Consider the following 24,770-nt stretch of genomic DNA (forward strand, 5'->3'; position numbering starts at 1 on the left):
CCCCCTCGGGCGGAAACGCCGATGCCACGATCAGCCAGCTCGAAGCCCAGGGCCACCGCGTGGTGGTCAACCGGCTGTCGAACGCCCCGCTCAGTGAGGCCAGTGTGGTCGGGATCCACAAGGGCGGCGACATCCGCTCCACGGTCCGCGACTACCGCTACGACCGCACTTTCCAGAACACCACCACAGGCAGCGTCTACTACGTCGACGTCCGCTGAGCGGACAATCAGATCGGGTCCGCTGAGCACGTCCGCCGAGATCGCATCCAGCGCGGGAAGACGCGCGAAACCACCGCGTGGAATGCGATTTCGGCGGAGGTGGGGAAGTGCCTTTGGACCCTAGGAGCGGCGCGCGGCGGCGGCGACGATGGGAACCATGGACGCGACAACGACCCCGGACGCCCCGGTCACCGAGCTCACCGAGACCGAGAGCTGGCAGCAGCTCGGCAGCGTGTCACTGGGCAGGCTGGTGACCACCGTGAACGGCTGGACCGAGATCTTCCCGGTCAACTTCGTCGTGCAGAACCACACGCTGCTGTTCCGGACCGCCGAGGGCACCAAACTGCTGACCGCCGCGCTCAACGAGTACGTGCTGTTCGAGGCTGACGATCACAACGCCGTCGAGGGCTGGAGCGTGATCGTGCGGGGCAAGGCGCTCCTGCTGTCGACCTCCAACGAGATCGCCGAGGCGCGCCGTGCCGGGCTCTACCCGTGGATCGCGACGCAGAAGGAGCGGTTCGTACGCATCACGCCACAGTCGATGACGGGCCGGCGGTTCGTCTTCGGTCCCGAACCGGACGGCACCGCCCTGGTCAGCTGACCGTCACACCCAGTAGGGCACCCGCGCGCGGTACTGGCGCATCGCCAGCGCGGCGAAGCCCCAGCCGACGACGGTCAGCACCAGCACCACCACCCAGTGCCGGAGCTCCTGGTCGGCGCCCAGCAGCGGGGCGCGCACGATGTCCAGGTAGTGCAGCAGCGGATTGAGCTCGACGATCTTGGCCCACCCGCCCGCTCCCTGGGCCTGCAGTGTGGACTCGTTCCAGATGATCGGCGTCATGAAAAACAACAGCTGCACCAGGCTGCCGAGCAGCGGGCTGATGTCGCGGTATCGGGTGGCCAGGATGCCGAAACACAGTGCGACCCAGACGCAGTTCAGTGCGATCAACACCAGCGCCGGGATCACGGCCAGGTCGGTCCACGACCAGGGCTTCGGATAGATGATCGCGATGATCACGAAAATGATGATGTTGTGCGCGAACAACAGCATCTGCCGCCACACCAGCCGGTAGACGTGCACCGACAGCGGGGTCGGCAGCTGCTTGATCAACCCCTCGTTGGCGACGAAGACGTCGGCGCCTTCAAGAATGGAGGCGTTGATCAGGTTCCAGACGATCAGCCCGAGTGTCACGTACGGAAGATGTTCGGACAGCTCCAATTTGAACAGCATGGAGTACAGCCCGCCCATCGCGACCGCGGTGGTTCCGGTGGCGATGGTGATCCAGAACGGGCCCAGCACCGAACGCCGGTAGCGCTGTTTGATGTCCTGCCAGCCCAGGTGCAGCCACAGCTCCCGCTTGCCGAACCCGGCGACCAGATCGCCCCACGCCCGACGCAACGTCCGGGACTGTGCGGCGGCATCCATGATCGTCATTCGCTTTTCCCGTCGCTTCGCTCGCCCTGGAACTTTCGCTCGCCCTGGTGTGGTCCGAATCTCTCGCGTCGGCCCAAGCGCTGCAGGCGAATCCACTCCCGGAACCCAGCCGGGTCGCGCCGGGACACCAGGAAGTACCACCCGAAGCGAAGCAGCTCCTGGGGGAGCAGTTTGCGCAAACCGGGCTGCGACAGCACGAAGCCGCGGTTGCGGTAGGTGTAGAAGCGCTTGGTGTCGTTGTCGGGGTACTGGGTGTGCATCCGGCCTCCCAGGATCGGCTTGAATTCCTCTGTGCCGCAGGGATGCAGGTAGCTGGTGAGTAGGGACGTGCCGAACGGCAGACCCGAGCGAACCAGCCTGCGGTGCAGTTCGACCTCGTCGCCGCGGATGAACAGCCGCAGGTCGGGCACCCCCACCGCCTCGACGGTCGAGGCGCGGAACAGCGCCCCGTTGAACAACGACGCGATGCCGGGCAGCAGGTCACCCTGACCGTCCACCTGCAGCTCGCTCACCAGCCGGCGCCACTTCAGGCCGCGGCGCAGCGGGAAGGCCAGCCGGTCGGGGTCGTCGAGGTTGCACACCATCGGAGACACCTCGGCCAGGCCGTGCTCGGTCGCGCACGCCAGCAGGGTGGCCAGCACCTCGTTGTCCCCTGGCCGGCCGTCGTCGTCGGCCAGCCAGATCCAGTCCGCGCCCAGGCTCAGCGCGTGCAGCATGCCGAGGGCGAAACCGCCCGCGCCGCCGAGGTTGCGCTTCGATCCCAGGTAGGTGGCCGGGATCGGTTGTCCGGCAACAAGATCCCGTACGTAATCGTCGGCGTCGTTGTCGACCACGATCAGGTGATCGGGCCGCCTGGTCTGTGAGGTCAGCGCGTCCAGCGACTTGGCCAGGTCGTCAGGACGGCGATGGGTGACTACGACGGCAACAACTTTCTCGGTCATGCAGACCGGTTCTCCCGCGCGTTCTCCTCGAGCACCTCGCGCACGTGCCGGGCGGCGTCCTCGCCTTCGTAGGCGCGGACGACGTCCTCGATCTCGCCCTCCATCTTGATGGTGCCGTGGTCGATCCACATCGCGGTGTTGCACAGGCGGGCCAGGAACTCGTTGGAGTGGCTGGCGAACACCAGGATGCCTGACCGTGCGACGAGGTCGGCCAGCCGCGACTGCGCTTTTTTGAGGAACTCCGCATCGACGGCCCCGATGCCCTCGTCGAGCAGCAAAATCTCCGGATCGATGCTCGTCACCACGCCCATGGCCAACCGCACCCGCATGCCGGTGGAGTATGTGCGCAGCGGCATCGACAGGTAGTCACCGAGTTCGGTGAACTCGGCGATCTCGTCGATCTTGCTCATCATCTGTTTCCGCGTCTGCCCGAGAAAGAGCCCGCGGATGATGATGTTCTCGAAGCCGGAGATCTCGGGGTCCATCCCGACGCCCAGATCGAACACCGGCGCCACCCGGCCGCGCACCGTGGCCACGCCCCGGGTCGGTTCGTAGATGCCCGACAACAGCCGCAGCAACGTCGATTTGCCGGCCCCGTTATGCCCGACCAGGCCGACCCGGTCGCCCATCTTCAGCGACATCGTGATGTCGCGCAACGCCTCGATGACGACGACGTTGGACGCGTTGCGCCCGATCGTCCCGCCGGCCTTGCCGAGGAAGGCCTTTTTCAACGACCGCGTCTTGGCGTCGAAGATCGGGAACTCGACCCACGCGTTGCGGGTCTGGATGTAGGGCTCGGTGCTACTGGTCACGCGGCTCTCACAAGTACTGGCCGGTGCCGTGTCCCTGGCCGCCACGCTGACCGGGCATCGCCATGCCGGGTGGCAGGGCGCCCTGACGCATCTGCTCGAGCTGCTGCCGGGCCGCCATCTGCTGGGCGAACAGCGCGGTCTGGATGCCGTGGAACAGGCCTTCCAGCCAGCCGACCAGCTGAGCCTGGGCGATGCGCAGCTCGGCGTCCGACGGGACGGCGTCCTCGGTGAACGGGAGGGTCAGCCGCTCCAGCTCGTCGCGCAGTTCGGGGGCCAGCCCCTCCTCAAGCTCCTGGATGCTGGTGCGGTGCACATCGCGCAGCCGTTCGCGGCTCGCCTCGTCCAGCGGAGCCGCCCGCACCTCCTCCAGCAGCTGTTTGATCATCGTGCCGATTCGCATCACCTTCGCGGGCTGCTCGACGAGGTCGGACAACGACTTGCCGTCGGATCCGCGCTCTGCCTCGATCTCGCCCTCGCCGATGACCTCGATGTTGTCGTCGTCGCTGTTGATAGACATGCCCCTAAGAGTGCCCCAGTATTTCTCACTTATTGCGATCGGGCTCCGCCTCACGTGAACGAGAGACCTCGCTGTCGTCGTAGATCTTCTCCCACGCGCCCGATTTGTCCAGTGACGGCGCAAGCGCACATGCGAAGGATCTACACGGCGTGCGGATCGCCTGGATGTCGCCGAATCTACTTCCGCAAACTCGTGTTCCCGGTGCGGCAATGCTTGGCGTGCTCCAGTCCCCTCACCAGCAACGATGACAGCGGTAGCGCTCCGCGACTGTCGGCGGCTCGACTAGTATGGCTGCGCAGATGGCCCGCGCCGGTGTAGACGCGGGCGGCAACAGCGAGGTCGGGCAGCCGCCGGGACGCCTCGAATTCGGGCGGAACGGCGAAGTTCCAAGGCGCACTAAGGTGGTCTGGCATGGCATACGACGTCGCCCGGGTGCGCGGACTGCACCCCTCACTGGGCGATGGCTGGGTGCATTTGGACGCCCAGAACGGCATGTTGCTGCCCGATTCCGTGGGCCGTGCCGTGTCCACCGCGTTCCGTGGATCGATGCCCACCACCTCCAGCGCGCACCCCGCCGCGCGGCGCAGCGCGGCCGTCCTGGCCGCCGCCCGGCAGGCCGTGGCCGATCTCGTCAACGCCGACCCCGCCGGTGTCGTGCTGGGCGCCGACCGTGCGGTCCTGCTGACCTCGCTGGCCGATGCCGCGTCGGCCCGGGTCGGGCTTGGTTACGAACTGGTGGTCAGCCGCCTCGACGACGAGGCCAACATCGCCCCGTGGCTGCGCGCCGCCAACCGGTTCGGCGCGAAGGTCAAGTGGGCCGAGGTCGACATCGAGACCGGGGAGCTGCCCTCCTGGCAGTGGGAGGGGCTGGTCACCCGGCCGACCCGACTGGTGGCGATCACGTCGGCGTCGTCGACGCTGGGCACGGTCACCGAACTCAGCGAGGTGACCAAGCTGGTGCACGAGGTCGGCGGTCTGGTGATCGTCGACCACTCCGCGGCAGCGCCCTACCGCCTTTTCGACTTCGACGAGACCGATGCCGACGTGGTGGCGGTCAACGCGCTGGCGTGGGGCGGCCCGCCGATCGGGGCGCTGGTGTTCCGCGACCCGTCGACCATCGACGCGTTCGGCTCGGTGTCGCTGAACCCGTACGCGAGCGGTGCGGCGCGCCTGGAGCTGGGATCGCACCAGTTCGGGATGCTGGCCGGGGTGGTGGCCAGCATCGAATACCTTGCCTCCCTTGAGGATTCGGCGCAGGGATCGCGGCGCGAGCGGCTTTTGGTGTCGATGCAGTCGGCCTCGGTGCACATGGGCGCGCTGTTCGAGTACCTGTTGACGTCACTGCGGTCGCTGCCGACGGTCACCGTGATCGGCAATCCCGAGGTGCGGATCCCGGTACTCAGCTTCGCGATCGACAACGTGCCCGCCGAGCGGGTGGTGCAGCGGTTGGCCGACAACGGCATCCTGGCGATCGCGAACGTGAGTTCGCGGGTGCTCGAACTCATCGGCGTCAACGACATCGGCGGCGCGGTGACCATCGGGCTGGCGCACTACAACACCGCGGCGGAGATCGATCAGCTGGTGCGCGCGCTGGCGTCGCTGGGCTGAAATCGCCTAAACATCAACGCGCAGAATCACTTTCCCGGATACGTCGCCGGATTCCAGGAGTTCGTGGGCGGCCTGGGCCTCGGTGATCGGAAACTCGGCGCCGATGACGGGTCGCACCTGCCCGTCGGCGATCATCGGCCACACATGCGCGGTGACCTCGGCGACGATCTCGGTTTTCCCGCCGGGCCCGTCCACCGGCCGGGAGCGCAGGGCGGTCGCGATCACGCTGCCGCGTTTGGCCAGCAGCTTGCCGATGTTCAGCTCGGCCTTGGCGCCGCCCTGCATGCCGATGATCACCAGCCGGCCGCCGGGGGCGAGCGCGTCGATGTTGCGGTCCAGATACTTCGCGCCGATGATGTCGAGGATCACGTCTGCCCCGCCGGCGTCGCGGACCACGTCGACGAAGTCGTCGTCGTGGTAGTTGACGGTGATGTCGGCGCCCAACTCGGCGCACAGATCGAGTTTGTTGGGCGAACCGGCGGTCACCGCCACCCGGCAGTTCAGCGCCTTCGCGACCTGGATGGCGTGTGTGCCGATACCGCTCGCACCGCCGTGGACCAGCAGAAGTTCAGGCGCGACCATGCCGGCCGTCATGACCACGTTCGACCACACCGTGCACGCCACCTCCGGCAGTCCGGCCGCGTAGGGGAGCGGGACACCCTGCGGGACGGGCATCACCTGACCGGCCGGGACGGCGACGAACTCGGCGTAGCCGCCTCCGGCCAGCAAAGCGCACACCGGTTGCCCGGTCGACCACTCGGTCACACCGTCGCCGACCTCGGCGACGATGCCGGACACCTCCAGCCCGATGATCTGACTGGCTCCCGGCGGGGGCGGATACTTGCCGGCCGCCTGTAACAGGTCCGCGCGATTGACGCCGGCGGCACTAACCTGAATGAGAACTTCCCCCGCGGCAGGGGCGACGTCTGGGACAGACTGCCAGGTCAGCTTGTTCGAGGAGTTGTCCGCCACGATCGCATGCATTCATACAAGGCTACTACGCTGGGAAAACTCCCATATTTTTCTCCCCCGGCAACGCTTCAGGGGCCTAGTATGTGCACATGGAGGGGATCATCGGGGGGCGCACGGCGAGTGATACGCCTGGCCTCGACATAGCTGAGCAACGGGCGTGGCAAAACTTTCTGGACGCCGCGCTGCGAATGTACGCGACCATGAACCGGTCGCTCACCGACGAGCACGGGCTGACACTCAACGACGTGCGGCTGCTCGACATGCTGGCCAAATCACCGACCGGGTCCGCCCGGATGGGTGATGTCGCCGAGGCGTTGATGTCGCTGCCCAGCCGGGTGACGCGTCAGATCCACCGTCTGGAGGTGCAGGGGCTCGTCAGCCGCGGCGCCAGTCCGGACGACGGACGTGGGGTGCTCGCGAGCATCACGCCAGAGGGGAGAATGGCGTTGTCCACCGCGATGCAGACCTATGGCGCCGCGGTGCGCGCGCACTTCCTGGACCGGCTGAGCCGCCCACAGGTCACGGCGATGGGCGAGAACTGCCGCCGGATCAGCGTCGGCCTGAAGAACGGCGCGCCGCACGCCAAGATCGGCCGCGTCTAGACTGTCCCGCGGTGGCGTGGCAGAGCGGCCTAATGCACTCGCCTTGAAAGCGAGAGACGGCTAACACCGTCCGGGGGTTCAAATCCCTCCGCCACCGCAGCTCAGAAGGGGTTTCCGGTGTCAAGCCAGGCACCGGTACCTCCGAAACCTGCCACAGTTTGCCGCCAGGCCCGCGGTGCGGATGCGGGCGCTCATCGGACGCCTCCCTCTGGCGCATGTCGGCGCCCTTAGCGTCGGTGAGGAGCATCTTTCCGAGCGGGCCGATCTGTACCTGCACCGCGCGGAGCATGAGCTGGAAGAGGGTCGACTTTCCCGCGCCCGACGTGCCCGTGAGAATTCGATGTGGGCGGCGGCGAAGGTCGATCATGAGCGGCTTCCCGTCCCGGGTCACTCCGACCGGGAGCAGCACACCGTCGCGGGCGGCGATCAGCGACTCCGCTTTGGTCCGAGGCCGCCACAACCGCATGGGTGAGAGCGGTGTCTGCTTCGGCCAGTTCGCTTGCGCGCGGTGAAGCAGCTGGAGCTCGACGACTCCGGGCTTGCGGGCGGCCAACTTCACGTCGCAGCGGAGCAGTGCGGTCAGCTTCGGCAGCGCAGCCTCGAAGTCGTCGAGGCCCTGCTCCCGGTGCATCTCGACGACGAAGCCCGGGCCACGTCCGGTGTCGCCCAGGCACTCGATGATCTGGGGGAACTCGTAGCGGTAAACGGGCTGCGGCTTCGCCTTCGGGTTCTTCGGCTTCTGCGTGTAGCGGCGGTCGATCTTCCGCACCGCGAGGCCGGCGTTGAACCAGAGCGCCTGTCGCCGCTCGTTCAGGTCTGCGTAGACCTGGAAGACGTTGTGGTTCACGGCGCGGAATGCAGTGCGCGGATCGACGCCGACCACGGCGCGTGTCAGCTCGATGCGCTGCCCGCCGTGCGGTCCGGCGCCTGAGAGCAACTTCCCCTCGTAGCGGCCGGCGCCCATCGCGAGCGCCTTCTGCTGGAACTGGGTGATCGCCTCTGCTGCGTTCATGTCCGGGCGGATCTCCGCGCGGATCGTGACGCCGGTTTCGCCGGTCACACGCACCTGTGTGTTCGCGTTGCAGCCGAACAGGTCGCGGCGGCGCTGCTCGTCCTGGAAGCGCTGCGTCCACAGCCGCGCCACCCGCTCCGGGCTCTCCTCGACCACAGTGTCGTCCGCGATCCGCTGCGGTCCCGGGCACTGCGCGCCGGCCTCAATCTCCTTCCACAGTCCGGCGAGCTCGTCGACCGCGGAGGCGATAGCTGCGGACTGCTGAGCCTTCGAGTCCGCGGGGGCAGGACCGGTGGAGGTCGCGGTCTCGGTCTCGTCCACCACGTGCAACCGCGGCGGTGCGGCCGTCTTCTCCCGCTTCGGCTTCGGTTCCCGCGCCGGCTCGGGAGCCGGACGAGCGGCGCGTGTGGCGCCACCCCTCCCGGTTCCGAACAGCGCGTCGATGTCAGCCATCCGTCACCACTCCCACGCTTCGGCCGGATCGGGTGCAGCGGGCTGCTCCGGCTCCTGTGCCTGCTGCTTCTGCGCGGCGGGGGTCATGCTGAGGCGGGTCATGTACCAGTCCCGCACCGCGTCGCGGGTGAAATCGCTCGCAGTCTCGACGCGTGCGGTGCGCATCAGGTGCTCGAGCACCTTGTTCAGCTGCTTGCCCCGATGGTGTAGTCGGCAGTGCTCACCGACAGCTCCAGGTCACCGGTGCCGTCGCCGTAGCCGTTGACGTTCACCACAGTCGCAGCCGGGGTGAACTTGCCCTTCTGGTCCCAGTGGCCTATGCGGGCGAGTTCGCATGCTTCCTTCCAGGCAGCGTGCACGCGCCCGATACCGCCGTCGCGGTCAACCAAGTTGCCGAACGCCGTGCCCCGCTGCCAGGGCACCGCCCACCCGAAGCCGGCGTAACGCTGCAGATCCTCCGGGCTCCGTGCCTCCAGTGCGGTGTCGGCTTCTTGAGCGATCTGTCGGCCCTGGGCGAGCGCAGCGGACGCCTGCTGCTCTTTGCCCTTCGAGACGTTGGCCCAGACCACGATCCCGACCACCACCAGGCAGATGACGACGAGTGCGGGGGCGTGGTCGCCGATCCAGTCACTGATGCCGCCGCCGGAGCTGCCGGAGCCGGTCGACGTGGCGGGTGCGGTGGTGGTGGGCGTGAGCGGCTTGCAGGTCATCGTGTTGTGCGGCCCGTACACGGTGCAGACCTCGGGATCCGCGTACGCCGGCGACGCCGTGGTCAGTGCGGTGGTAGCGGCCGCCGCGATGGCTGCGGAAAGTTTGCTGTGCTGACTCATGCCTCCAGCTGTACAGGACTCTGCGCGGGTCTGCAAATGAAATTCTGCAATTGTCTTCGGCATGTCGAGCGGCTATTCCACGAAACAGAGAATCAGAAGGTCTGAGCACATCATCGGCCGATTCTCGGAAACGGAGAATTGATGCTCAGCTGCGAAGGGCGCGTCCTTGAGCCCGCCGCGCACCAGGTGTAGCTTGCATAGCAGAGCCTAGCAATTAGCCGCTCAAATAACTTTGCTACGGACTGCGTAAAGAGGAGACGTGGACGACATCCCCAACGAGATCGAGGTCGACCCGCAGCGGTTCATGACCATGGCCGAGGTGGCCGCCCTGTGGAACTGCTCCGTGGACACGGTGCGCCGTCGCGTGAAGAGCGGCGCCTTGCCGTCGATCCAGGCCGGTCGCGGTGTCCGCATCGCCCGCGAGGACGCGGTGAAGGGAGCGGAGTGATGACCGAGAGCAACAGCTACTCGGGGCCGGCGCAGCACCCGCACCGGACCCTGTTCCAGCGCATCAAGGACTGGTGGCACCTGCGGAAGGCTCAGCGATGAGTACGTCAACGACCCCAAGCACCGCGGCGAAGATTCGGGTCGTCCAGGATCTCGCGCTCGAGCGCGGTTGCGGTACCGCCGCGCTCGCTGTGTACGACTCGCTGGTCGAGACGGCCGCCGCCTGGTTCGACGACGCCGACGACATCAGCGACAACGTGGCCCCGCTCAAACGGGACTCGGTGGGGATCGCCGCGAGGGCCGGGCTCCCACATCGGACGGTGATCGAGATGGGTGCCTGGCTCGCGCAGACCTGGGATGACATCTGCGAGCGCGCCGCCGCGCTCGACGCCCTCGGCGAGGGGCTGGACGACCCGTTCCCGGTGATCCCGCCCGTGGCCGGCGCGTACAGGGCCTGCGCCGAGGAACTGGCGCAGCGCACCGGGTACGGCGCCGCTGCGTGCCGGTACGCGGGCGCGCAGGCCGAGGCGAGGTGGCTGCGGCTCTACGGCAACCGGCTATTGGCCTCGCTCCACGAACTGGCGGTCGTCGACCCCGTTCTCCAGGCCGCGCGGCGTGAACTCTCCGCGGTGGAGAAGACGAGGGTGACGGACTGGGTTCAGGCCGAGTGGGAGCTGATCGACGAACTCGCTACGGAGGCTGCCGCCTGATCCGGCGAGCGGCGGTGTGGCGCAGACGCAGGAGCTGCACCGCGCCGGGTCCGCCGGACCAGATGAGAGGACCCGAGGAAGAGGAGAACTGATGCCTGACAACGAGAACGAGACCACCGCCGTGTCTGTGCCCGATGGCGGCGGCCCGGTCACGGAGCAGGAGCGGGAGATGTGGCGCAACGCGGCCGCCGCCAACGGCGGGACCGAGGGGCTGTGACGATGGCCGACGACAACGAGACTGAGCGCACCTGGACCGCGATGGAGAGCGACACCGACAGCGGTGAGTCTGACCCGTTCACCTTCTTCACGCAGAAGGATGAAGACCGCTAGCGTTCCCGACCAGCACCGTGCCCCTGCCCGCTTTGGGTGGGGGCACAGTGCTGTCCGCGGTCCCCGGAACTGTCGGCACTCGTTCGTAGGCTTTCGCACATGTCCGACGCCGCCGTCCCGATCAGCCTCCCAGATGGGCAACCCAACCATCGCTTCATGCGGTACGTGCGACCTCCCATCAAGGACGACGACAAACACCCGCCGCTCTACCCACTGCGGCCGGCCAACCGCCCGCTGCGGCTGGGAATCGACGTGGTCACTATCCCCGCGCCGCCGGACGGGACCTTCTCCACCTTCCTCGACCGCGACGAGCTCGACATCCAACTGCTGGTGCCGAAAGGCACCGAGGTTCCGCAAGCCTGGGTACAGGTCGTCCCTGACGCGCCCGTCCGGCAGATCGGGTTCACGACTGTGGCGGAGGCGTCTCGCCATCTGGACACGGTGGAGTTCCGGGTGACGACCGAGAGCGAGCAGGAGTGGGGTTGGACGCTCGCGCACTTCTTTCCCGTGTACCAGCAGCTCGATGAGCAGCTCGCCACCCCTGATGCGGAACCGGTCACCCTCGAGCAGCGGAACCGGGCGGCGGCCTACGCGGCCGCCGCAGCCGCGGTCGGCATCGACGCGATCGTCACCACCGCTCCGACCGTCGACCGCTGCGACGTCGCGGACAACGACATCGTCGTGAGCGTCACGCCCGATGACGCGGTAGCCCTTATCGGGCATCACCTGCGGATGACCAGCAACCCCGTCGTGCAGGTCCTTCGCGGCGGGCTCGTCGGCGGCGGGTCATGGGAACAGACGGAGTCCACGGCGACGATCGAGAACTTCTACGACTGGGGCGTCGGGGCCCGGATGCCCTTCTTCGACTGCCTGCACCTGTTCATCGCGTCCCGGACGGGTGGACCCGAGGTTGTTGCCGCGGTCAACTCCATCCGGGTCCGCCTGTGCCGCGCTACCCGCGCCCTCGACCAACTGCTCGCAGTCCTGTCGAACCCGATCAGCGGCAAGCGGAGCGCCGACGTCGTGGAAGCCGCCGCGGAGGCTTTCGACCGTCAGTTGCTCTACCTCGCCGCTGCCTTCGACCTCTACGGGCGCCGCTTCCTGCTGCTGATCGATCCCACCCGGGATCCGAAGAGACACCGGCTCTCCCTCGACGCCGGCGGTTACGTCACCGAACACCTGGTGCGGGAGTATCCAGCTGATGCGCTCGCCGAGGTCGAACGGCTGCACGCCTACGCCGGAGTATGCAAGGTGCTCCGCAACCACATCCACGACGGGATCTTGCCTGTCGATCAGCATCCGGGACGCGGGTACGGCAGCGCGAAGAACATCGCCCTGAACCTCGATGCGATGCCGGAGCTGCTTCCCGGCGCGAACCCGAAGCTGACGCAGAACCACTACGACAGTCTCGGCGTTTGGCGCGCAGAACCCTCCGAGGTTCGGTGCCCGCCACACTGTCGCCGATCTGGCGACGGCGGCCGTCACACTGATGAGTGCCGGTACCGGGCTGATCGAGGCGTTCACCGAGCTGATCCTGCGGAACAGGCCGATGGCGGCATCGGCCCCACACCCGATCCTCGGCTGCGTGCAGACGCTGCCCGGCGAGGCCGAACCTCAGCCTGGCGAGCGGGAGCTGTTCTACCGGTCGCTGTTCGCGTGGCCGCAGGTGTGACCGTTCGCTGAATGCGCTGCCGGGCGATTGCCCCTCACGGGGGCGTATCGGCGGGGGCAGACAGGCCGCAGGGTTGTCGTACCGGCCGCCTACCGTTGCTGCATGAATATGCTGAACCTGGGTGGCGTCACCGCCGAACAAGCCGAGGCGCTGTTCAACCTCACGAACAACGGCGTCCTGACGCGGATCGACGAGCGCGGCAAGCGCGCCGGCGAGCTGTTCCAGTGGGGGCTGCATCCCCACACCGCCGAACCGGCCAGTCCGCTCGCCGGTGACGACGCCGCCTTCGCCGCCGCGTATCCGCTGACGCTGGCCGGCCCACAGGCCGTGACGGAACACGCACTGTTCCCCGCGATGAGCGCTACGGAAAGTCTGCACACGGTCGGGATTCTCGTCGCCCGCCGCAAGTCAGACCGTCAGCCTCACATCACCGAGATCCTGCAACTGTGCCGCGTAGCGATGGAGTGCGCCGCCCTGACCATCTGGTTGCTCGGCGACCCCGACCGCGACGTGCGCAGGGACCGATGCATGGCCGAGGAGATGGAACAGCTGGAACAGCGGCGCCGATACCTCGTGATCGGTGAGCAGGACGAGACCGCCCGACCCTCGCGCTTCCCGCCGCAGATGCTTGTGGAGAACGCAGAGCACCGCCGCAAGTACAACGCGATGCTCGACGCGGCGAAGGCGGCTTACACCTTCGAAAAGACGCCTTCGTTCACGAAGATGATTCGCGAGTCCGCGCAGTGGGTCGATGCCCACGTGCCGGCACACGACACGGGCGAGATCGCAAACAACGGTCTGGAGAGCAGCGCCCGGCAGTTCTACTCCTACGGATCCAGCTTCATCCACGGCTATAAGTGGATGACGGAGTACAGCCGCAGCGGCACCGTGTTCCCGCTGATCGCCGATGCCCTGGCAGTAACGCTGAACATGGCCGAGTGTGCGGTGTGCCTGTTCGAGGCGGCGTCCAGAGCACCCGGAGGAGCCAGGCCAGAAGGTTCCTACATCCCCGAGCGGTTCGAGCCGACGATCGCGGCGTGGTCCGCGGAGTTGTTCGGGCCGTAGCACCCCGCGCGTCGCGTCGCTGGTCGCTCGCTCTGTGGCTCACGACGTTCGTGGTCAGTAGCAGCAGGTCCGTGCCCTTGCCCGTCCTGGGTGGGGGCACGGTGCTGCGCACGATGTTGAGTGTCGCGCGGCGGTACGCATGACTTGTCGGTGGCCTGGCGGAGACTAAGCCGATGTCGAACAAGCGCAGGAGTACCAAGGCGGCTCCCACCCCGCGGACCCTCGTGCGGTTCAAGTACGGCCCTGACGTCAGGCCACACACGATCGCCGAGTTCAAGCGCACCCGCGGATTGCCGAGAATCCCTGGTCTCCATCAGACCCCCGGACTCATAGCCGAGCGCGTCCGCACTTTCGCGCAGACGGTGAACGATGTCGTCCCGCCGCGTACGACGGTATCCGTGTGGCCCGCGATCGACATGTCCGTCACTCTTGCGCACGTCGCGGCGGAGGAGTTCGGACCGGAATCTGGGAACGCCTACACCCTTGACCGCGGTGCGAATACGGCCGTGGCCAAGACACTCACCCGTTCCGACGGCAGCGGCTTCGACATCGTCGTGGACGGCAACCTGTTCGTCAGCACGCAGGCCGACAGTGATGAACAGGTGGCCAACAAGTCCGGCGTCCTGGCGCACCTCGCAGCGCACGAGCCTCAACACATTGTCCAGAGCCTTGCCGCGCTGGACACTGTGGATCTAGCCGAGGCCGCCAGCGGTGGATCCCCTGCGGTAAACGACCTCCTGCTGCCGTTCGCCGAGGCGATCAACGAGTACCAATGCGAAGTCGCCGCCAACCGGATCATCACCGAGCCCTTCCCGCATGACGACCAGTCGCTGGCCGACGACCTGCGTGCGTTTCGGGCGGCGCTCTCCGAATCTGTGCGCTTGAACGACACGGATATCTACGTGGCCTGCAGGACTGTTCTGACCGGGGCGAAGGAACTGGTCAAAGGCATCGCGTACGCGGCCGCCTACCGGTTCTACGACGGCGACGATCGGTCGGCCCCGGACCCGCTGCCGGAACAGTGGGACCGCTACATGGCGGAGCTGTGGCCGGACCTGCTGGGCATGTTCGCCACGATTCCCGCCGCTGGTGAGCCCACTGACAAAGCCGCGCTGGGCCGCCTCCTCTACGCGATGACGGAGCGAACCCTGCGGTGGCTTGAGGAGATCGGCGTCAAGTACGAGGTCGAGGTGCAGGGCGACGAGTGGCTCAGGTCGTGCTGGTGGAGCGTCGCCGAACCGATCTAGTGGTCTCCGCCGCGTGGTGCAAGAGCGGGGCGGTGCCCCCGGGACCAGCTTGACCGGCCCCGGGGATCAGCCGTTCAGCTACCGGCGCCGTGCCCGCTGGTCCGACTCCTGCCGGCAGCGCGGGCAGTCCCCGCACCGCTTAGACGGGTCGGCTCCCGGCGGGATGAACTGGGCGTGGTAGCCGGGATGGTTGCAGTATCCGCAGATCGCCATGATGTGGCTCTCCTGATTCTTCGTGGTGTGAGCGACACGGATGTGCCCTCATCTCTTGATGGCGCTCCGGCAGCGTTCAACAGCCCGGTGGTTTGGGATCCGGGACCGTGCACCCCTCCCAAGTACCGTCCTCGCCATGACGAACAACAACAGTGAAGTGACGGCAGTCGAGCGGTTCTTCGAGGCATCGGGGCCGATGGCCACCTCGCTCTTGGAGTGCAACTCCCGCCGTTACGAGGAATGCTTGAAATCGAACCGGGGTGCAGTCACGGTGTGGCTGGCCTCCGGGAAGGTGGAGCGGATCGCAGGTACCCGCTACCTCGAGGTGGAGCGACTCCGCGGTGAAGAGGTCGACGGCGTTCTCGAGGTCCTCTACCTCGGGGAGGTGCTGCGGTCGTATGCGGACGGTACCTGGACACGGTGGCAGCAGGTGGAGGGTGCCGACCCGTTCACGAGCTGACCTGCCGGACACGCTGCGGCTCCGGTCCGGTCCTGCCGCAGGCTCCGCATACGCTCAGCTTGCGCACGCGTCGACTGGCAGGGGGGGCACACAGGATGGGGTCGATCCCGCGAGGTCATGGAGGTTTTACTGCGGTTGCCGAGGAGGCGCGATGACCCTGCGGTTCATCGACCACCACGGCGACCCCACTGACCGTCGCATGTGGACCCCGTTCCCCTCGTCGGAGGACTTTGCCCACCCGGACTGGTGGCGAGACGGCGGCGGGACCATCGGCGACCCGTGGTTCGTTCAAGTGCTCGAAGCCGGTTCCGAGGTGGCCCGGGTGCAGCTCGACGACCGCGGCTCAGCCAACCAGGAGTACACGCTTGTGCCTCCGCCAGGTCCGAAACCCTGGCTCAAGATCATGTTCATCGAGGTGGCTACCTCGGCTCGCCGTCGAGGGATCGGTACCCGCGTGGTCCAGAGGCTCGTGGCGCGCCACCCCGACCGCAGGCTCCTGGCGTACAGCGAAGGAGCGGATGAATTCTGGGGCTCCCTCTCCGATTGGGAGCGCTTCGACCATCCCAGCGGTCGGCACCAGCCGCTGTTCATCGCGCCGGCCCGGAACCCGGACCCTGCTGTCGGCGCCCGTCCGTAGGCTCCCCGCTCATGGAACTGCAGCTCGTCGACCACCGCCGCGGTTCCGCCGACGATCCCTGGTGGATGCCGCCGTTCGACGAGGCCGTGAGCTACGCGCACCCCGACTGGTGGAACCCGCACCTCCTCGGCGTTGAAGATCCCTGGTACGTGCAGGTGCTCGAGACCGGAGCCGAGGTGGCGCGCATCGAGCTCAACGAGGACGTGGACATCGAGCACTACGCGAATGTGCCGGCCGTCGGCTCCGAGAGGCTGGAGATCGCGTTTATCGAAGTGGCCACCGCTGAGTGCGGCCGCGGAATCGGCACTCAGGCGGTGCGTGAGCTGGAGCAGCGGCACCCCGACCGCCGGCTACTGGCGTACAGCGAAGAGGCAGATGAGTTCTGGGCGTCGCTGGGGTGGGAGCCCTTCCAACACCCGGACGAGGATTGGCGCACCCTGTTCATCCAGCCGGCGGGGTAGATGCGCCTGCGGGTTGCCACTTTCGACACACCGGCAACAATGGCACCGTCCAGCTCGTCGGTACCACACCATAGAGTGGCGGCGAACGTAGGAAACCGCAGGTGAGGAGACCCCGATGGCAGATCGATCGGCGATCGAGTGGACCGAGGCCACCTGGAATCCCGTTACCGGCTGCGATCGCGTTTCCGCAGGGTGCGACCACTGCTACGCGATGACGCTGGCCAAGAGGCTCAAGGCGATGGGTTCGGCGAAGTACCAGGCCGACGGTGACCCACGCACCTCTGGTCCCGGCTTCGGTGTCACGGTGCATCCGCAGGCCCTCGGCGAACCGTTGAAGTGGCGGACACCGAGGGTTGTGTTCGTCAATTCGATGTCCGACCTGTTCCATGCCCGCGTGCCGCTCGACTTCATCCGCGACGTGTTCGACGTGTGCCGGGACACCCCGCAGCACACATACCAGGTTCTGACCAAGCGCAGTTTGAGGTTGCGTCGCGTCGCGGACAAGCTGGACTGGCCGGAGAACTTGTGGATGGGCGTTTCCGTGGAGAGTTCCGATGTCCTGAGCCGCGTCGACCACCTACGGGAGGTGCCGGCCGCAGTGCGGTTCCTGTCCTGCGAGCCCCTGATCGGCCCGCTCGACGGGATCGATCTCACCGGTATCGGCTGGGTGATCGCCGGCGGCGAATCGGGACCGCGCTACCGGCCCGTCGATGTCAACTGGGTCCGCGGTATCCGCGACGCCTGCACCGACGCCGAGGTGCCGTTCTTCTTCAAGCAGTGGGGCGGCCGCACCCCGAAGGCGCTCGGCCGCGAGCTCGACGGTCAGCTGTGGGACGAGATGCCCACCGCGGTGGCCGGTTAGGCGTGGTCGTCCTCCTCGGGCGTGTACCGCATCGGTTCGACGGGCGGTGCCAGCGGCTCGCGGACCGGCGCTCGGGTGACCATCTCCACGAGCTCCTCAGCTCCGAATAGGCCTTCGTCCTGGTCCTTCGCGACGCGGCGTTCGATCTTCGTTGTCGTCCGCATCTTCTCCAGCGCCACGCCGTGCTTGGCGAACACCGACTCCATGATCTTGTTTCCGGTGGCGTTCGCCGACGCGAAGATCACCGTGTAGATCGGTACCCCGTTCGTGTTGGTGAACTCGAGCGGGATGGTGGTCGTGTAGCCCAGATCGTTCTCCAGCCGCCACCGCATGAGGTTCACCAGTTCGTGGCGGAACTGCTCGGCGTTGAGAACGCCGTCCCGCCGCGCGTGCCACAGCTCCCGCCACTGCTGCGTTCCGAACATCAGGTCCACACGCTGCGCGTACCTCGGATCGGGCTCGCTGCCGGAGAACTGCAGACCCCGAGGCAGCAGCGCGTGGCCGAAGTAGAGCCACAGCTCGATCTTGAATCCACGCTTGTTCTGGCGCCAGTTCGCGAGGTATCGGAGTGTGCGCCAAGTAACCTCGGCGCTGTACTGATCGACCATCGCGAAGACCGCAGCCCCGCGTCGCCAGCTGAGGTCGTAGGTGTTGAGGTGCTTCGGGATCTCGACGTTGCAGTCGCCGGGCAGGACCACCAGGTCCCGGTTCGGGTGTGCGGCCTCCAGCTTCTTGCGGAGGGTCTCGGCGGTGCGCTCCTGCAGTTCACACAGCACCACGCGGTCGAAAGCGGGGTCCGTCGACAGCGCCCGGTGACCGGAGCCGAGGATGACGTTGCCGGTGCCGCGCTCGAAGTTGTCCGGGGCGCCGGCAAACAGGTCGAGGTACAGCGTGTACTTCGCCGTCTTCGATGCCCGCGTGAACGCGTTCAGGTAGTCCGAGAGCGCTTCCAGCTTGATTCGGGACCAAGGTCCCCAGCCCCGACCACTCACCGCTCCGCCTCTCGATCCCGCCGCCCCACGGGCATCGTTGAAGCGTAGGCACGGTTTGCTACCGGCTGCGCGCAGGCACGCCGTGACCGTCAATTTTCTGGTCGCCTGCGTGGAGTAGCGGTTATCTGCTCATCCACCGCGCCAGCTCGGCGACGGCCTCATCCGCCGTGACCGCCCCGGTCCCGCGAAGGAACCAGTGCCATTCGCGTTGCCGGGCGAGGTAGGCCTCCACGGCGGGCAGCAGCGCTGGCACGTTGAGGTCCTCCGCGAAACTCATCCGCACCGGCTTAGACGCACGCCGCGGGTGATCGGTTCCAGCGAGTCCGAGGCCCTGCACCCTCGCCGTCTACCGTCCAGCCCATGATGAACCGCACTACCGGCGTCCCCGTGGCCGCCTACACGGCGCTGTCTGAAGTCGTCCTCCGATTCGCCGACGCGATGGAAAGCCTGATCACGGACGAACTCCGCGCGCCCTTCTCTCGGATCCCGAGTGAGGCTGTGCGCGACCGCGCAGCTGACGGGGAACACCTTGGCACCCGGACCAAGAAACCCCTGACCAACCTGGCGATGAACCAGGGCTACTCCACTGTGGCGCAATGCGACCTCCTCCGCGGGATTGCGGCGGCGCTACCGGCGGAGAAGGTCTTCTTCTCGCCGTACCCGTTGGCGCGGACCTGTGTGGTCACAGCGGCGAAGGCATGGTTCATCGTCAGCGGTCCCACCCGTACGGAGCGCCTGCGGCGCCATCTGAACGAGGAATTGGGCGCCATCTACGGAGCCGCGTGGGACTTCAACGATTCGGACAGCGTCACCGACATCGCCGCCCTGACGGACGATCACCTGGCGGTCGGCGCGAGCGCCGGCCTGGGGGCCGTGCACAGGAAGAAGCTGAAGCCTGGGCTTGCGCCGTACCTCGTCCGCTCCGGCCAGCAGGATGGCAATACACCGCCATCGGAGACCGCCATCGTGCGGGAGATGTTCACTGCATCCGGCTTTGGAGCAGACCAGGCGGGCAAGCCGTACACCCTGTTGTCCGCAGCGACGCATGGGCGCTTCATCCAGTCCGGTGTTTCCGAGTCGATTCTCACCGGACGAACCGAGTTCGGCGTGCAGATGCGGGCTCTCCACTCTTCTGCCGAGACGTCGGCCAAGGTGACGGTGCTCGCTGCGATCGCGGCCCGGACCCATCTCCGGGAACTGGCCAGGTACGCGAACGAGCCGCAGGAGCTCGTGGATGGTCGCCTGGGTGGTCCGCTCGCTGAGTGGTGCGCCGCGGGACGAGTTGAGGTGCCGGACTGAGTGAGGTCGCGCGGCACTACCTGTAAACAAGCTTCCGGCGGCTTCTAAGAGTAGAAGGGCCACAACCGATGGCCCCGAACCTGCAGGAGGCCATAATGCCGCAACTGTTCTGGTCGCTCGTCGGTGACGAGCACTCCGACGGCGCCAAGTCGGTCATCGTTCACGGCTGGGCGGCCCACGCCTGTGACGGCGTCGCGTACGAGGTCTGGCCGTCACGGCCACAGGACCACATCGACGACGTGGTGACGCTGACGGTGATCTTGAACGACGAGGTGGTCATCGAGATTGGCCGGTTCGGGTCCTACACCGACGCCCAGACGGCCGCCCAGGCGCGTTTCGACGATCACAGCGTGTAGCCGAGCTGGGTCGGGTTGCGGAGTCGGATCCAGCTCGTCGGTGGCGGGTGGATAGGTTCCATCGGATCTCGGGCCGGCCCGCAAGCAGCGCCGATGTTGTCGTACCGGATGTCTACCCTCAACGGGTGACATTCCCGCCGCCGCTGGCAGGCCGCTTCACGCCGCCGGAGTTCGACTACTTCGCCGATGTAGTGATGCGGTACGTGGACGCCGCTGAGAACCTGCTCAAAGGTGAGCTCTCGCACCCTTTCAACATCGGGAGTGAGGCATTGCGGGACGCGGCGGCCCACCTCCAGCACCCGGGGACGCGGTCCAAGCAGACCCTGCTGACTTTGGCGACGCAGCAGGTAGCGGCGGGCCTCGAACAGTGCGACTTGCTGCGCGGTATCGCGGCCATCCTCCGCACCGATCTCGTCACCTTGGCGCCGTTCCCGCTGGCGCGAACGTCCGCTGTCATCGCTGCGAAGGCCTGGTATGTCCTCACTGCGGGTTCCAAGGAGGAGCGGCTGCGGCGCTACCTGAACGAGGAGCTCGCAGCGCTGTATGGCCTTCCGTTCCCGGCGGACAACGCCGCCGCTGCGGCCGAACGCGACGACCGCACCGCCGACTACCTGGCCGTCGGCGCGACCGCGGGACTCGAGTCGGTCTACCGCAAGAAACCGCGGCCATGGGACGCCCCGATCCTCGCCCGCGCAGGTCAGGGACTCGCCGACGCGCCTCTGCCGGAGACGCAGCTCGTGAAGGATTTCTACCGCGCATCGGGGTTGCAAGAGGACGAGCTGGCAGGACTGCCGTATTCATTGCTGTCCGCGGCCACCCACGGACGCTTCCGGCACGCGGGGCTCGTCAACTATGCGGGCGCCGGCCCGTCGGTGGGAGGTGTGTCGACAGCAGCGATGAACGTGACGCTGGAGGTCACGGCCCAGACCACCATGTACGCGGCGATCGCGATGCGCATCTACCTCTGCGCCCTCGCGCGATACACCGCCGTTCCCGAGACAGTCGTGTTCGGCCGCCTGCAAGGACCGACTGCGGAGTGGTCGGCCATCGCTCAGCCGGTGACCGGGCTGCCACACGAAGACGAGTAGCGGGCACCTAGGCCGCTGGCCCCATGCGGTGGAACCGCGCCGGAGCCGCTGATTCCTAAACTTCAGGGTCGTCTTCCGCTTCGTTAGGCAGCTCATCGAGTGCCCAGAACGCGCCGGCGCGGAAGGCCTTGAGAAGGGCGTCGTATTCGTTGCGAGATCGCTGGTCGTCAGGAAGCGGTTCGAGCGGGTTCAGCTCTAGCACCTCGTAGACGTACGAATGAGCCTTGGCCACAGCCGCGTCTCTGTGATCGAAGTAGCTCACCGTTGCCTCCTTGCGTATGCGATCGCCCAGCGCATTATGCGGCGTGCAGCGGCGGGAGTGGAGCCGGACGTTACGCCGCCTGACGGCCGACATCCTCCACCCTGATCAGCCACGCGCCCGGCACCGGTGCACCGGCCCGTACCGCAACCTGCTGCCCCTTTCGGATCCTGACGTTCAGCGCCTGCCGGGTGATGCCCATCATCTCCGCGGCTTCAGCCACGCTGAGCCAACCGTGCTCACGCCGCCACTCGGCGGGGCCTTTGCGACGGCGGGCCACCTCGGCGATCCACTCGGGTCGCGTTACGGAGCGATCGCCCCATCGAGTCACATGCAAGCGACCGTCCGCGATCATGTTGCTCACGGCGTTGCGGCCGACACCCAGCACGGCCGCGGCGTCGACGATCGTGAGGAAACCCTCCGCGTGCAGTGCCTCCTCTTCGCGGCGGAATCGGGCGCGAAGGGCTTCGGCGGCGCGGTGGTAGGCGGTGCGGTCGTTGGTGGTCATGCTGGAACTCCTTCTTCGACGACTTCGCGGTGCCGGGCGAGGATGCGGGTGACCGTGGCCGACTGCCACCGCCCGCCCCGCTTGGTGGGGTGCCCCTCCGCCGTGAGGATCGCCGCGATCTGCCGGGAGCTCTTCCGCTCGCGGGACATTTCCAACATCCGGGCGAGCGTCGCCTGTTCGGACGGGACCGGAACCAACTTCCCGTTCGGGTTGTTCGGTCCGCGCTCGCCCTTCTTCTCGCTGCGGTAACCGTACGGAGTGCGGCCGGCCGCCCATCCGCCCTTCGCGGCCTTGGCCTTGCGGCCGTCACGGAGACGCTTGGCGATCATGCGGCGTTCCAGCCCGGAGAACACGGCGGTCATCTCGCGGTAGGCGGTGCGCATCGGGTCGTCGGGATCGTCGCGCGGCACCGGGCCGGTCGACGTGAACACCTCGGCGGTCGTCCCGGTCCAGACCGCGGCGAGTACCGCCTCCTGGACGGTGACAGAGCGGGCGAGCCGGTCGAGGTCGCGGACGATGAGGCCGTCAGCGGTTCCGGCGTTGATCAGATCGAGCGCCTCGGTAAGGCCGGGCCGGGCGTCGGCGTCGAGCGCACCCGACAGTCCCTCGTCGGCAACCCACGCCACCACGCGGTGGCCGCCTGCCTTCGCGGCGTCCTTGATCGCCGCTCGTTGCGCGTCGAGGCCGAAGCCGTGCTCGGCCTGCTCGATGGTGCTGACTCGGAGGTACGCGACCAGCTTCACTGCGATTTCCTGACTCGGAGGGGTAAAACGCTCTGAACTGCAATGCTACCGAACTTTGCGGTTAAGTAGCAGCTTGACCGGTCGAAGACGGGCGGTTTGCCCGATTCCGGGAGGTTCGGGCGCGCCGCGGTCGGCGATCCGGAGCGCCGGTCACCACGGTGCCGACGATGACCGATGCGACACGGAAGGTGGAGACGCCGAGCGGCTGATGATGTGCTCGCGGGCCGAGGCTGGCGCCGGTCACGGTGATAGACGGCTTCCCGACGCATTGCTTCCAACGGGGCATCTGCGATCGCGACAGACGCAAACTAGCTGGCTACTGTTCAGTTGTGCTGATCGAAGAGCAGCGTAGGGATGAGCCCAACGGTCTCGTCGTCGTAGAGAGGTTCTACGGAGAAGAGTTCGGATCTGACCTTCTCTCGCGGATCGCGTCTACACCTGAGGATCAACTTCTTGTGCTCGCCGAGATACTTCACGAGTGGCGCGAGCGCTCATGGAAATCAAGATCCGCACGAAGCTTGGCTAAAGACGCAGTTATTGAACCGCGCGTCGCGTTGTTTGACCAATTGCCGATCGCAGCTCGGCCGAACATTGAAAATCTGCTCCTACTGGCACCACAAGTTGTCGTAAACGACCCCATCGCCGCATGGGCTGAAATGGCGCTACGGAAGGGAGAGGCGCGGGCATGGCCGGCGCGACAACTCCCGTTCGGGCAGGACGCGTTGGCCGGTCGCTCGCGAGATGTACTGCTAGCTGTGCTCGGTGGACTGCGACCGGTAGCGGGTCTGATAGCGGCTGGAGAGATCTTGCTGGTGGCAGGAGAACGCAGCCCCAGATCCAGTGCACTCGCAGGACATCACCTTGACAACTCGCGATATGCAGCTCGCGGACTCGTAATGGACGGCTTTCCCATAGGCGAAGAGGGCGCTCTTTCCGATAAAGCGAGAAACAACGAACTTCTTGAGTTGGCAGAGCATTTCGTCTCACTCGGCTCGATGACTAATGCTCTTCCGATTCCCACTGGAATGGAATATTTGTTCAACGGGCCGTTTTCAGCAGAGGCCATGGCCCTGACCATTCCAAAGCTGGAGCTGTCAGTGTCCGACGCAATCTTGATGCGACGTGGCGAAGAGGTCTTCAAGCACTTCCGGGACGCCCTTCGGGAGGTTCTACTGTCGGCCGGTGCCGGCCTGGAAGGGGAGTCGCCTGTCGAATACGGCGAGCGGTTGCGCGCAGCGGCGGAGCGCCACCTTGCTCAAGTTGAGGACGAGCTCCGAGTGACTGTTTCGCGGGGGAAGCTGTTCGGACTCGTGCCAGGTGCCGCCAGCGGAGTCGCTCGATTGACAACGGGGGCTATCGATCTCACGCTCCCTGGCGCAACCTTCGTAGCTTCGAAAGCAACGCGGAAGCTGGTTAGCAGGAAAGTTGCGGCAGGCGCCGCAGCCGAGAGTGCCCTTCGATATACGGCGAACCTGAAGTTGACGGGTCGGCTCTAGCTTCAGGAGTGCGCCGCGGCGGCGGGATCCGGTACTGAGGCGGATACGCGTAGCGAACCGGGTGATTCCCACGACGGCGAAGCTACGCGGCGGGAACGACAGGGGGTGGTGGATTACTCCGGCTTCCGCTTCTTGCGTGGAACCCGCGGGCGCAACTGTTCCCAGTCGATCGTGACTGTCCGCTTCTCCCCGGGCTCTGGCGCCGGCGGTGGTGGGACGCGGAAGACGACGTAGCCGTCCGTGCCCGTCGGATTCGGGCGGCCGCCCTTGCTCAGCTCGACTCTGTGCGGGCTGCCGCCTTCCGGCCAACGCTCGGTGAGATACGGAACGAACGCGTCGGGGTCGGACATCGGGATCGATTCGTCGGGTGACAGCTCGGCGAGGGAGAACGGAACCCACTTCTCGTGAAAGCGCGGCGGCATGGAGGCATTCTCTAAAACAGAGAACGCGGGCAGTAGACGGGTAAGGCTCGGCGGGTGGTGGGGTAGCGGGTTCGTGTCGAACGCATCTGCCGCAGGTAAGGGG

32 protein-coding genes and 1 tRNA gene are annotated in these 24,770 nt (G+C 66.7%); 20 read left to right on the forward strand and 13 right to left on the reverse strand.

Annotated elements, in window-relative coordinates:
* Window positions 1-218: hypothetical protein (locus ACTWP6_RS23565; protein ID WP_443188923.1), on the forward strand; the 218-nt coding region annotated here is incomplete at its 5' end.
* Between the two features lie 157 nt (window positions 219-375).
* A complete protein-coding gene (locus ACTWP6_RS23570; protein ID WP_260755795.1) occupies window positions 376-819 on the forward strand; it encodes a pyridoxamine 5'-phosphate oxidase family protein in 444 nt (147 codons plus the stop codon).
* 3 nt (window positions 820-822) lie between these two features.
* Here ACTWP6_RS23570 and wzm read toward each other — a convergent pair whose 3' ends face one another.
* Genes wzm through ACTWP6_RS23590 form a run of 4 tightly spaced genes read right to left on the reverse strand, consistent with a single transcriptional unit; the run spans window position 823 to window position 3,923 of the window.
* Entirely contained in the window at window positions 823-1,653 is an 831-nt protein-coding gene (gene wzm / locus ACTWP6_RS23575; RefSeq protein ID WP_260755794.1) for a galactan export ABC transporter permease subunit Wzm/RfbD, read from the reverse strand.
* Window positions 1,650-2,594: a galactofuranosyltransferase GlfT1 gene (gene glfT1 / locus ACTWP6_RS23580; RefSeq protein WP_443188924.1), complete on the reverse strand. Its 945-nt coding sequence runs from the start codon at window positions 2,592-2,594 to the stop codon at window positions 1,650-1,652. Before glfT1 ends, wzm begins: the two co-directional genes overlap by 4 nt.
* A complete protein-coding gene (wzt, locus tag ACTWP6_RS23585; RefSeq protein ID WP_260755792.1) occupies window positions 2,591-3,406 on the reverse strand; it encodes a galactan export ABC transporter ATP-binding subunit Wzt/RfbE in 816 nt (271 codons plus the stop codon). Before wzt ends, glfT1 begins: the two co-directional genes overlap by 4 nt.
* Window positions 3,407-3,413: 7 nt before the next feature.
* On the reverse strand, window positions 3,414-3,923 hold the full coding sequence (locus tag ACTWP6_RS23590; protein WP_443188925.1) for a bacterial proteasome activator family protein: 510 nt from the start codon (window positions 3,921-3,923) through the stop codon (window positions 3,414-3,416).
* A 411-nt stretch (window positions 3,924-4,334) separates the two neighbouring features.
* Between ACTWP6_RS23590 and ACTWP6_RS23595 the strand changes: the two genes are divergently transcribed.
* On the forward strand, window positions 4,335-5,531 hold the full coding sequence (locus ACTWP6_RS23595; protein ID WP_443188926.1) for a cysteine desulfurase-like protein: 1,197 nt from the start codon (window positions 4,335-4,337) through the stop codon (window positions 5,529-5,531).
* Between the two features lie 6 nt (window positions 5,532-5,537).
* Here ACTWP6_RS23595 and ACTWP6_RS23600 read toward each other — a convergent pair whose 3' ends face one another.
* Entirely contained in the window at window positions 5,538-6,515 is a 978-nt protein-coding gene (locus ACTWP6_RS23600; protein ID WP_443188927.1) for an NAD(P)H-quinone oxidoreductase, read from the reverse strand.
* 77 nt (window positions 6,516-6,592) lie between these two features.
* Between ACTWP6_RS23600 and ACTWP6_RS23605 the strand changes: the two genes are divergently transcribed.
* The 3 genes from ACTWP6_RS23605 (at window position 6,593) to ACTWP6_RS23615 (ending at window position 8,036) form a co-directional block, all read left to right on the forward strand.
* On the forward strand, window positions 6,593-7,105 hold the full coding sequence (locus ACTWP6_RS23605; RefSeq protein WP_260755788.1) for a MarR family winged helix-turn-helix transcriptional regulator: 513 nt from the start codon (window positions 6,593-6,595) through the stop codon (window positions 7,103-7,105).
* 10 nt (window positions 7,106-7,115) lie between these two features.
* Window positions 7,116-7,202 (forward strand) — tRNA-Ser (locus tag ACTWP6_RS23610).
* Window positions 7,203-7,613: 411 nt separating this feature from the next.
* Window positions 7,614-8,036, forward strand: a complete 423-nt coding sequence (locus ACTWP6_RS23615) for a hypothetical protein (protein ID WP_443188928.1) — start codon at window positions 7,614-7,616, stop codon at window positions 8,034-8,036.
* A gap of 537 nt (window positions 8,037-8,573) precedes the next feature.
* Here ACTWP6_RS23615 and ACTWP6_RS23620 read toward each other — a convergent pair.
* Entirely contained in the window at window positions 8,574-8,750 is a 177-nt protein-coding gene (locus ACTWP6_RS23620; protein ID WP_443188929.1) for a hypothetical protein, read from the reverse strand.
* 5 nt (window positions 8,751-8,755) lie between these two features.
* Window positions 8,756-9,400, reverse strand: a complete 645-nt coding sequence (locus ACTWP6_RS23625; RefSeq protein WP_443188930.1) for a hypothetical protein — start codon at window positions 9,398-9,400, stop codon at window positions 8,756-8,758.
* A gap of 259 nt (window positions 9,401-9,659) precedes the next feature.
* On the opposite strand from ACTWP6_RS23625, the gene ACTWP6_RS23630 reads away from it, so the two are divergent.
* The 10 genes from ACTWP6_RS23630 to ACTWP6_RS23675 all read left to right on the forward strand — a co-directional run bounded on the left by ACTWP6_RS23630 (window position 9,660) and on the right by ACTWP6_RS23675 (window position 17,504).
* Entirely contained in the window at window positions 9,660-9,848 is a 189-nt protein-coding gene (locus tag ACTWP6_RS23630; RefSeq protein WP_443188931.1) for a helix-turn-helix domain-containing protein, read from the forward strand.
* A gap of 97 nt (window positions 9,849-9,945) precedes the next feature.
* A complete protein-coding gene (locus tag ACTWP6_RS23635; RefSeq protein WP_443188932.1) occupies window positions 9,946-10,557 on the forward strand; it encodes a hypothetical protein in 612 nt (203 codons plus the stop codon).
* A 91-nt stretch (window positions 10,558-10,648) separates the two neighbouring features.
* Window positions 10,649-10,774: a hypothetical protein gene (locus ACTWP6_RS23640; protein ID WP_443188933.1), complete on the forward strand. Its 126-nt coding sequence runs from the start codon at window positions 10,649-10,651 to the stop codon at window positions 10,772-10,774.
* 212 nt (window positions 10,775-10,986) lie between these two features.
* Window positions 10,987-12,570, forward strand: a complete 1,584-nt coding sequence (locus ACTWP6_RS23645) for a hypothetical protein (RefSeq protein ID WP_443188934.1) — start codon at window positions 10,987-10,989, stop codon at window positions 12,568-12,570.
* 91 nt (window positions 12,571-12,661) lie between these two features.
* Window positions 12,662-13,624 carry a hypothetical protein gene (locus ACTWP6_RS23650; protein ID WP_443188935.1) on the forward strand — a complete coding sequence of 321 codons (963 nt, stop codon included), beginning with the start codon at window positions 12,662-12,664 and terminating at the stop codon, window positions 13,622-13,624.
* A 416-nt stretch (window positions 13,625-14,040) separates the two neighbouring features.
* A complete protein-coding gene (locus tag ACTWP6_RS23655; RefSeq protein WP_443188936.1) occupies window positions 14,041-14,871 on the forward strand; it encodes a hypothetical protein in 831 nt (276 codons plus the stop codon).
* A 349-nt stretch (window positions 14,872-15,220) separates the two neighbouring features.
* Entirely contained in the window at window positions 15,221-15,544 is a 324-nt protein-coding gene (locus ACTWP6_RS23660) for a hypothetical protein (protein WP_443188937.1), read from the forward strand.
* Window positions 15,545-15,695: 151 nt separating this feature from the next.
* A complete protein-coding gene (locus ACTWP6_RS23665) occupies window positions 15,696-16,181 on the forward strand; it encodes a GNAT family N-acetyltransferase (RefSeq protein WP_443188938.1) in 486 nt (161 codons plus the stop codon).
* Window positions 16,182-16,192: 11 nt separating this feature from the next.
* The gene (locus ACTWP6_RS23670) at window positions 16,193-16,642 is read left to right on the forward strand and encodes a GNAT family N-acetyltransferase (RefSeq protein ID WP_443188939.1); all 450 of its coding nucleotides are present in this window, start codon (window positions 16,193-16,195) and stop codon (window positions 16,640-16,642) included.
* Window positions 16,643-16,757: 115 nt separating this feature from the next.
* The gene (locus tag ACTWP6_RS23675) at window positions 16,758-17,504 is read left to right on the forward strand and encodes a DUF5131 family protein (RefSeq protein ID WP_443188940.1); all 747 of its coding nucleotides are present in this window, start codon (window positions 16,758-16,760) and stop codon (window positions 17,502-17,504) included.
* Here ACTWP6_RS23675 and tcmP read toward each other — a convergent pair.
* Together tcmP and ACTWP6_RS23685 are read right to left on the reverse strand one after the other, a co-directional pair.
* The gene (gene tcmP, locus ACTWP6_RS23680; RefSeq protein WP_443188941.1) at window positions 17,501-18,496 is read right to left on the reverse strand and encodes a three-Cys-motif partner protein TcmP; all 996 of its coding nucleotides are present in this window, start codon (window positions 18,494-18,496) and stop codon (window positions 17,501-17,503) included. The genes ACTWP6_RS23675 and tcmP overlap by 4 nt on opposite strands.
* A gap of 121 nt (window positions 18,497-18,617) precedes the next feature.
* Window positions 18,618-18,773 carry a hypothetical protein gene (locus ACTWP6_RS23685; RefSeq protein ID WP_443188942.1) on the reverse strand — a complete coding sequence of 52 codons (156 nt, stop codon included), beginning with the start codon at window positions 18,771-18,773 and terminating at the stop codon, window positions 18,618-18,620.
* An 83-nt stretch (window positions 18,774-18,856) separates the two neighbouring features.
* Here ACTWP6_RS23685 and ACTWP6_RS23690 point away from each other — a divergent pair, with 83 nt between their 5' ends.
* From ACTWP6_RS23690 to ACTWP6_RS23700, 3 genes are all read left to right on the forward strand, one after another.
* The gene (locus tag ACTWP6_RS23690) at window positions 18,857-19,795 is read left to right on the forward strand and encodes a hypothetical protein (protein WP_443188943.1); all 939 of its coding nucleotides are present in this window, start codon (window positions 18,857-18,859) and stop codon (window positions 19,793-19,795) included.
* Between the two features lie 68 nt (window positions 19,796-19,863).
* Window positions 19,864-20,151: a hypothetical protein gene (locus ACTWP6_RS23695; protein ID WP_443188944.1), complete on the forward strand. Its 288-nt coding sequence runs from the start codon at window positions 19,864-19,866 to the stop codon at window positions 20,149-20,151.
* 125 nt (window positions 20,152-20,276) lie between these two features.
* Window positions 20,277-21,239, forward strand: coding sequence for a hypothetical protein (locus ACTWP6_RS23700; protein ID WP_443188945.1), 963 nt, complete (start codon window positions 20,277-20,279; stop codon window positions 21,237-21,239).
* Window positions 21,240-21,294: 55 nt separating this feature from the next.
* On the opposite strand, the gene ACTWP6_RS23705 is transcribed toward ACTWP6_RS23700, so the two are convergent.
* From ACTWP6_RS23705 to ACTWP6_RS23715, 3 genes are all read right to left on the reverse strand, one after another.
* Window positions 21,295-21,501: a hypothetical protein gene (locus ACTWP6_RS23705; protein ID WP_443188946.1), complete on the reverse strand. Its 207-nt coding sequence runs from the start codon at window positions 21,499-21,501 to the stop codon at window positions 21,295-21,297.
* A gap of 70 nt (window positions 21,502-21,571) precedes the next feature.
* Entirely contained in the window at window positions 21,572-22,006 is a 435-nt protein-coding gene (locus ACTWP6_RS23710) for a hypothetical protein (RefSeq protein WP_443188947.1), read from the reverse strand.
* Entirely contained in the window at window positions 22,003-22,749 is a 747-nt protein-coding gene (locus ACTWP6_RS23715; protein ID WP_443188948.1) for a recombinase family protein, read from the reverse strand. The genes ACTWP6_RS23710 and ACTWP6_RS23715 overlap by 4 nt, the downstream gene beginning before the upstream one ends.
* A gap of 329 nt (window positions 22,750-23,078) precedes the next feature.
* Between ACTWP6_RS23715 and ACTWP6_RS23720 the strand changes: the two genes are divergently transcribed.
* On the forward strand, window positions 23,079-24,245 hold the full coding sequence (locus tag ACTWP6_RS23720) for a hypothetical protein (protein WP_443188949.1): 1,167 nt from the start codon (window positions 23,079-23,081) through the stop codon (window positions 24,243-24,245).
* A 113-nt stretch (window positions 24,246-24,358) separates the two neighbouring features.
* On the opposite strand, the gene ACTWP6_RS23725 is transcribed toward ACTWP6_RS23720, so the two are convergent.
* Entirely contained in the window at window positions 24,359-24,667 is a 309-nt protein-coding gene (locus ACTWP6_RS23725) for a hypothetical protein (RefSeq protein WP_443188950.1), read from the reverse strand.
* Window positions 24,668-24,770: the final 103 nt, after the last annotated feature.

It is taken from the genome of Mycobacterium sp. 4D054, from assembly GCF_052245755.1.
Lineage (GTDB): Bacteria > Actinomycetota > Actinomycetes > Mycobacteriales > Mycobacteriaceae > Mycobacterium.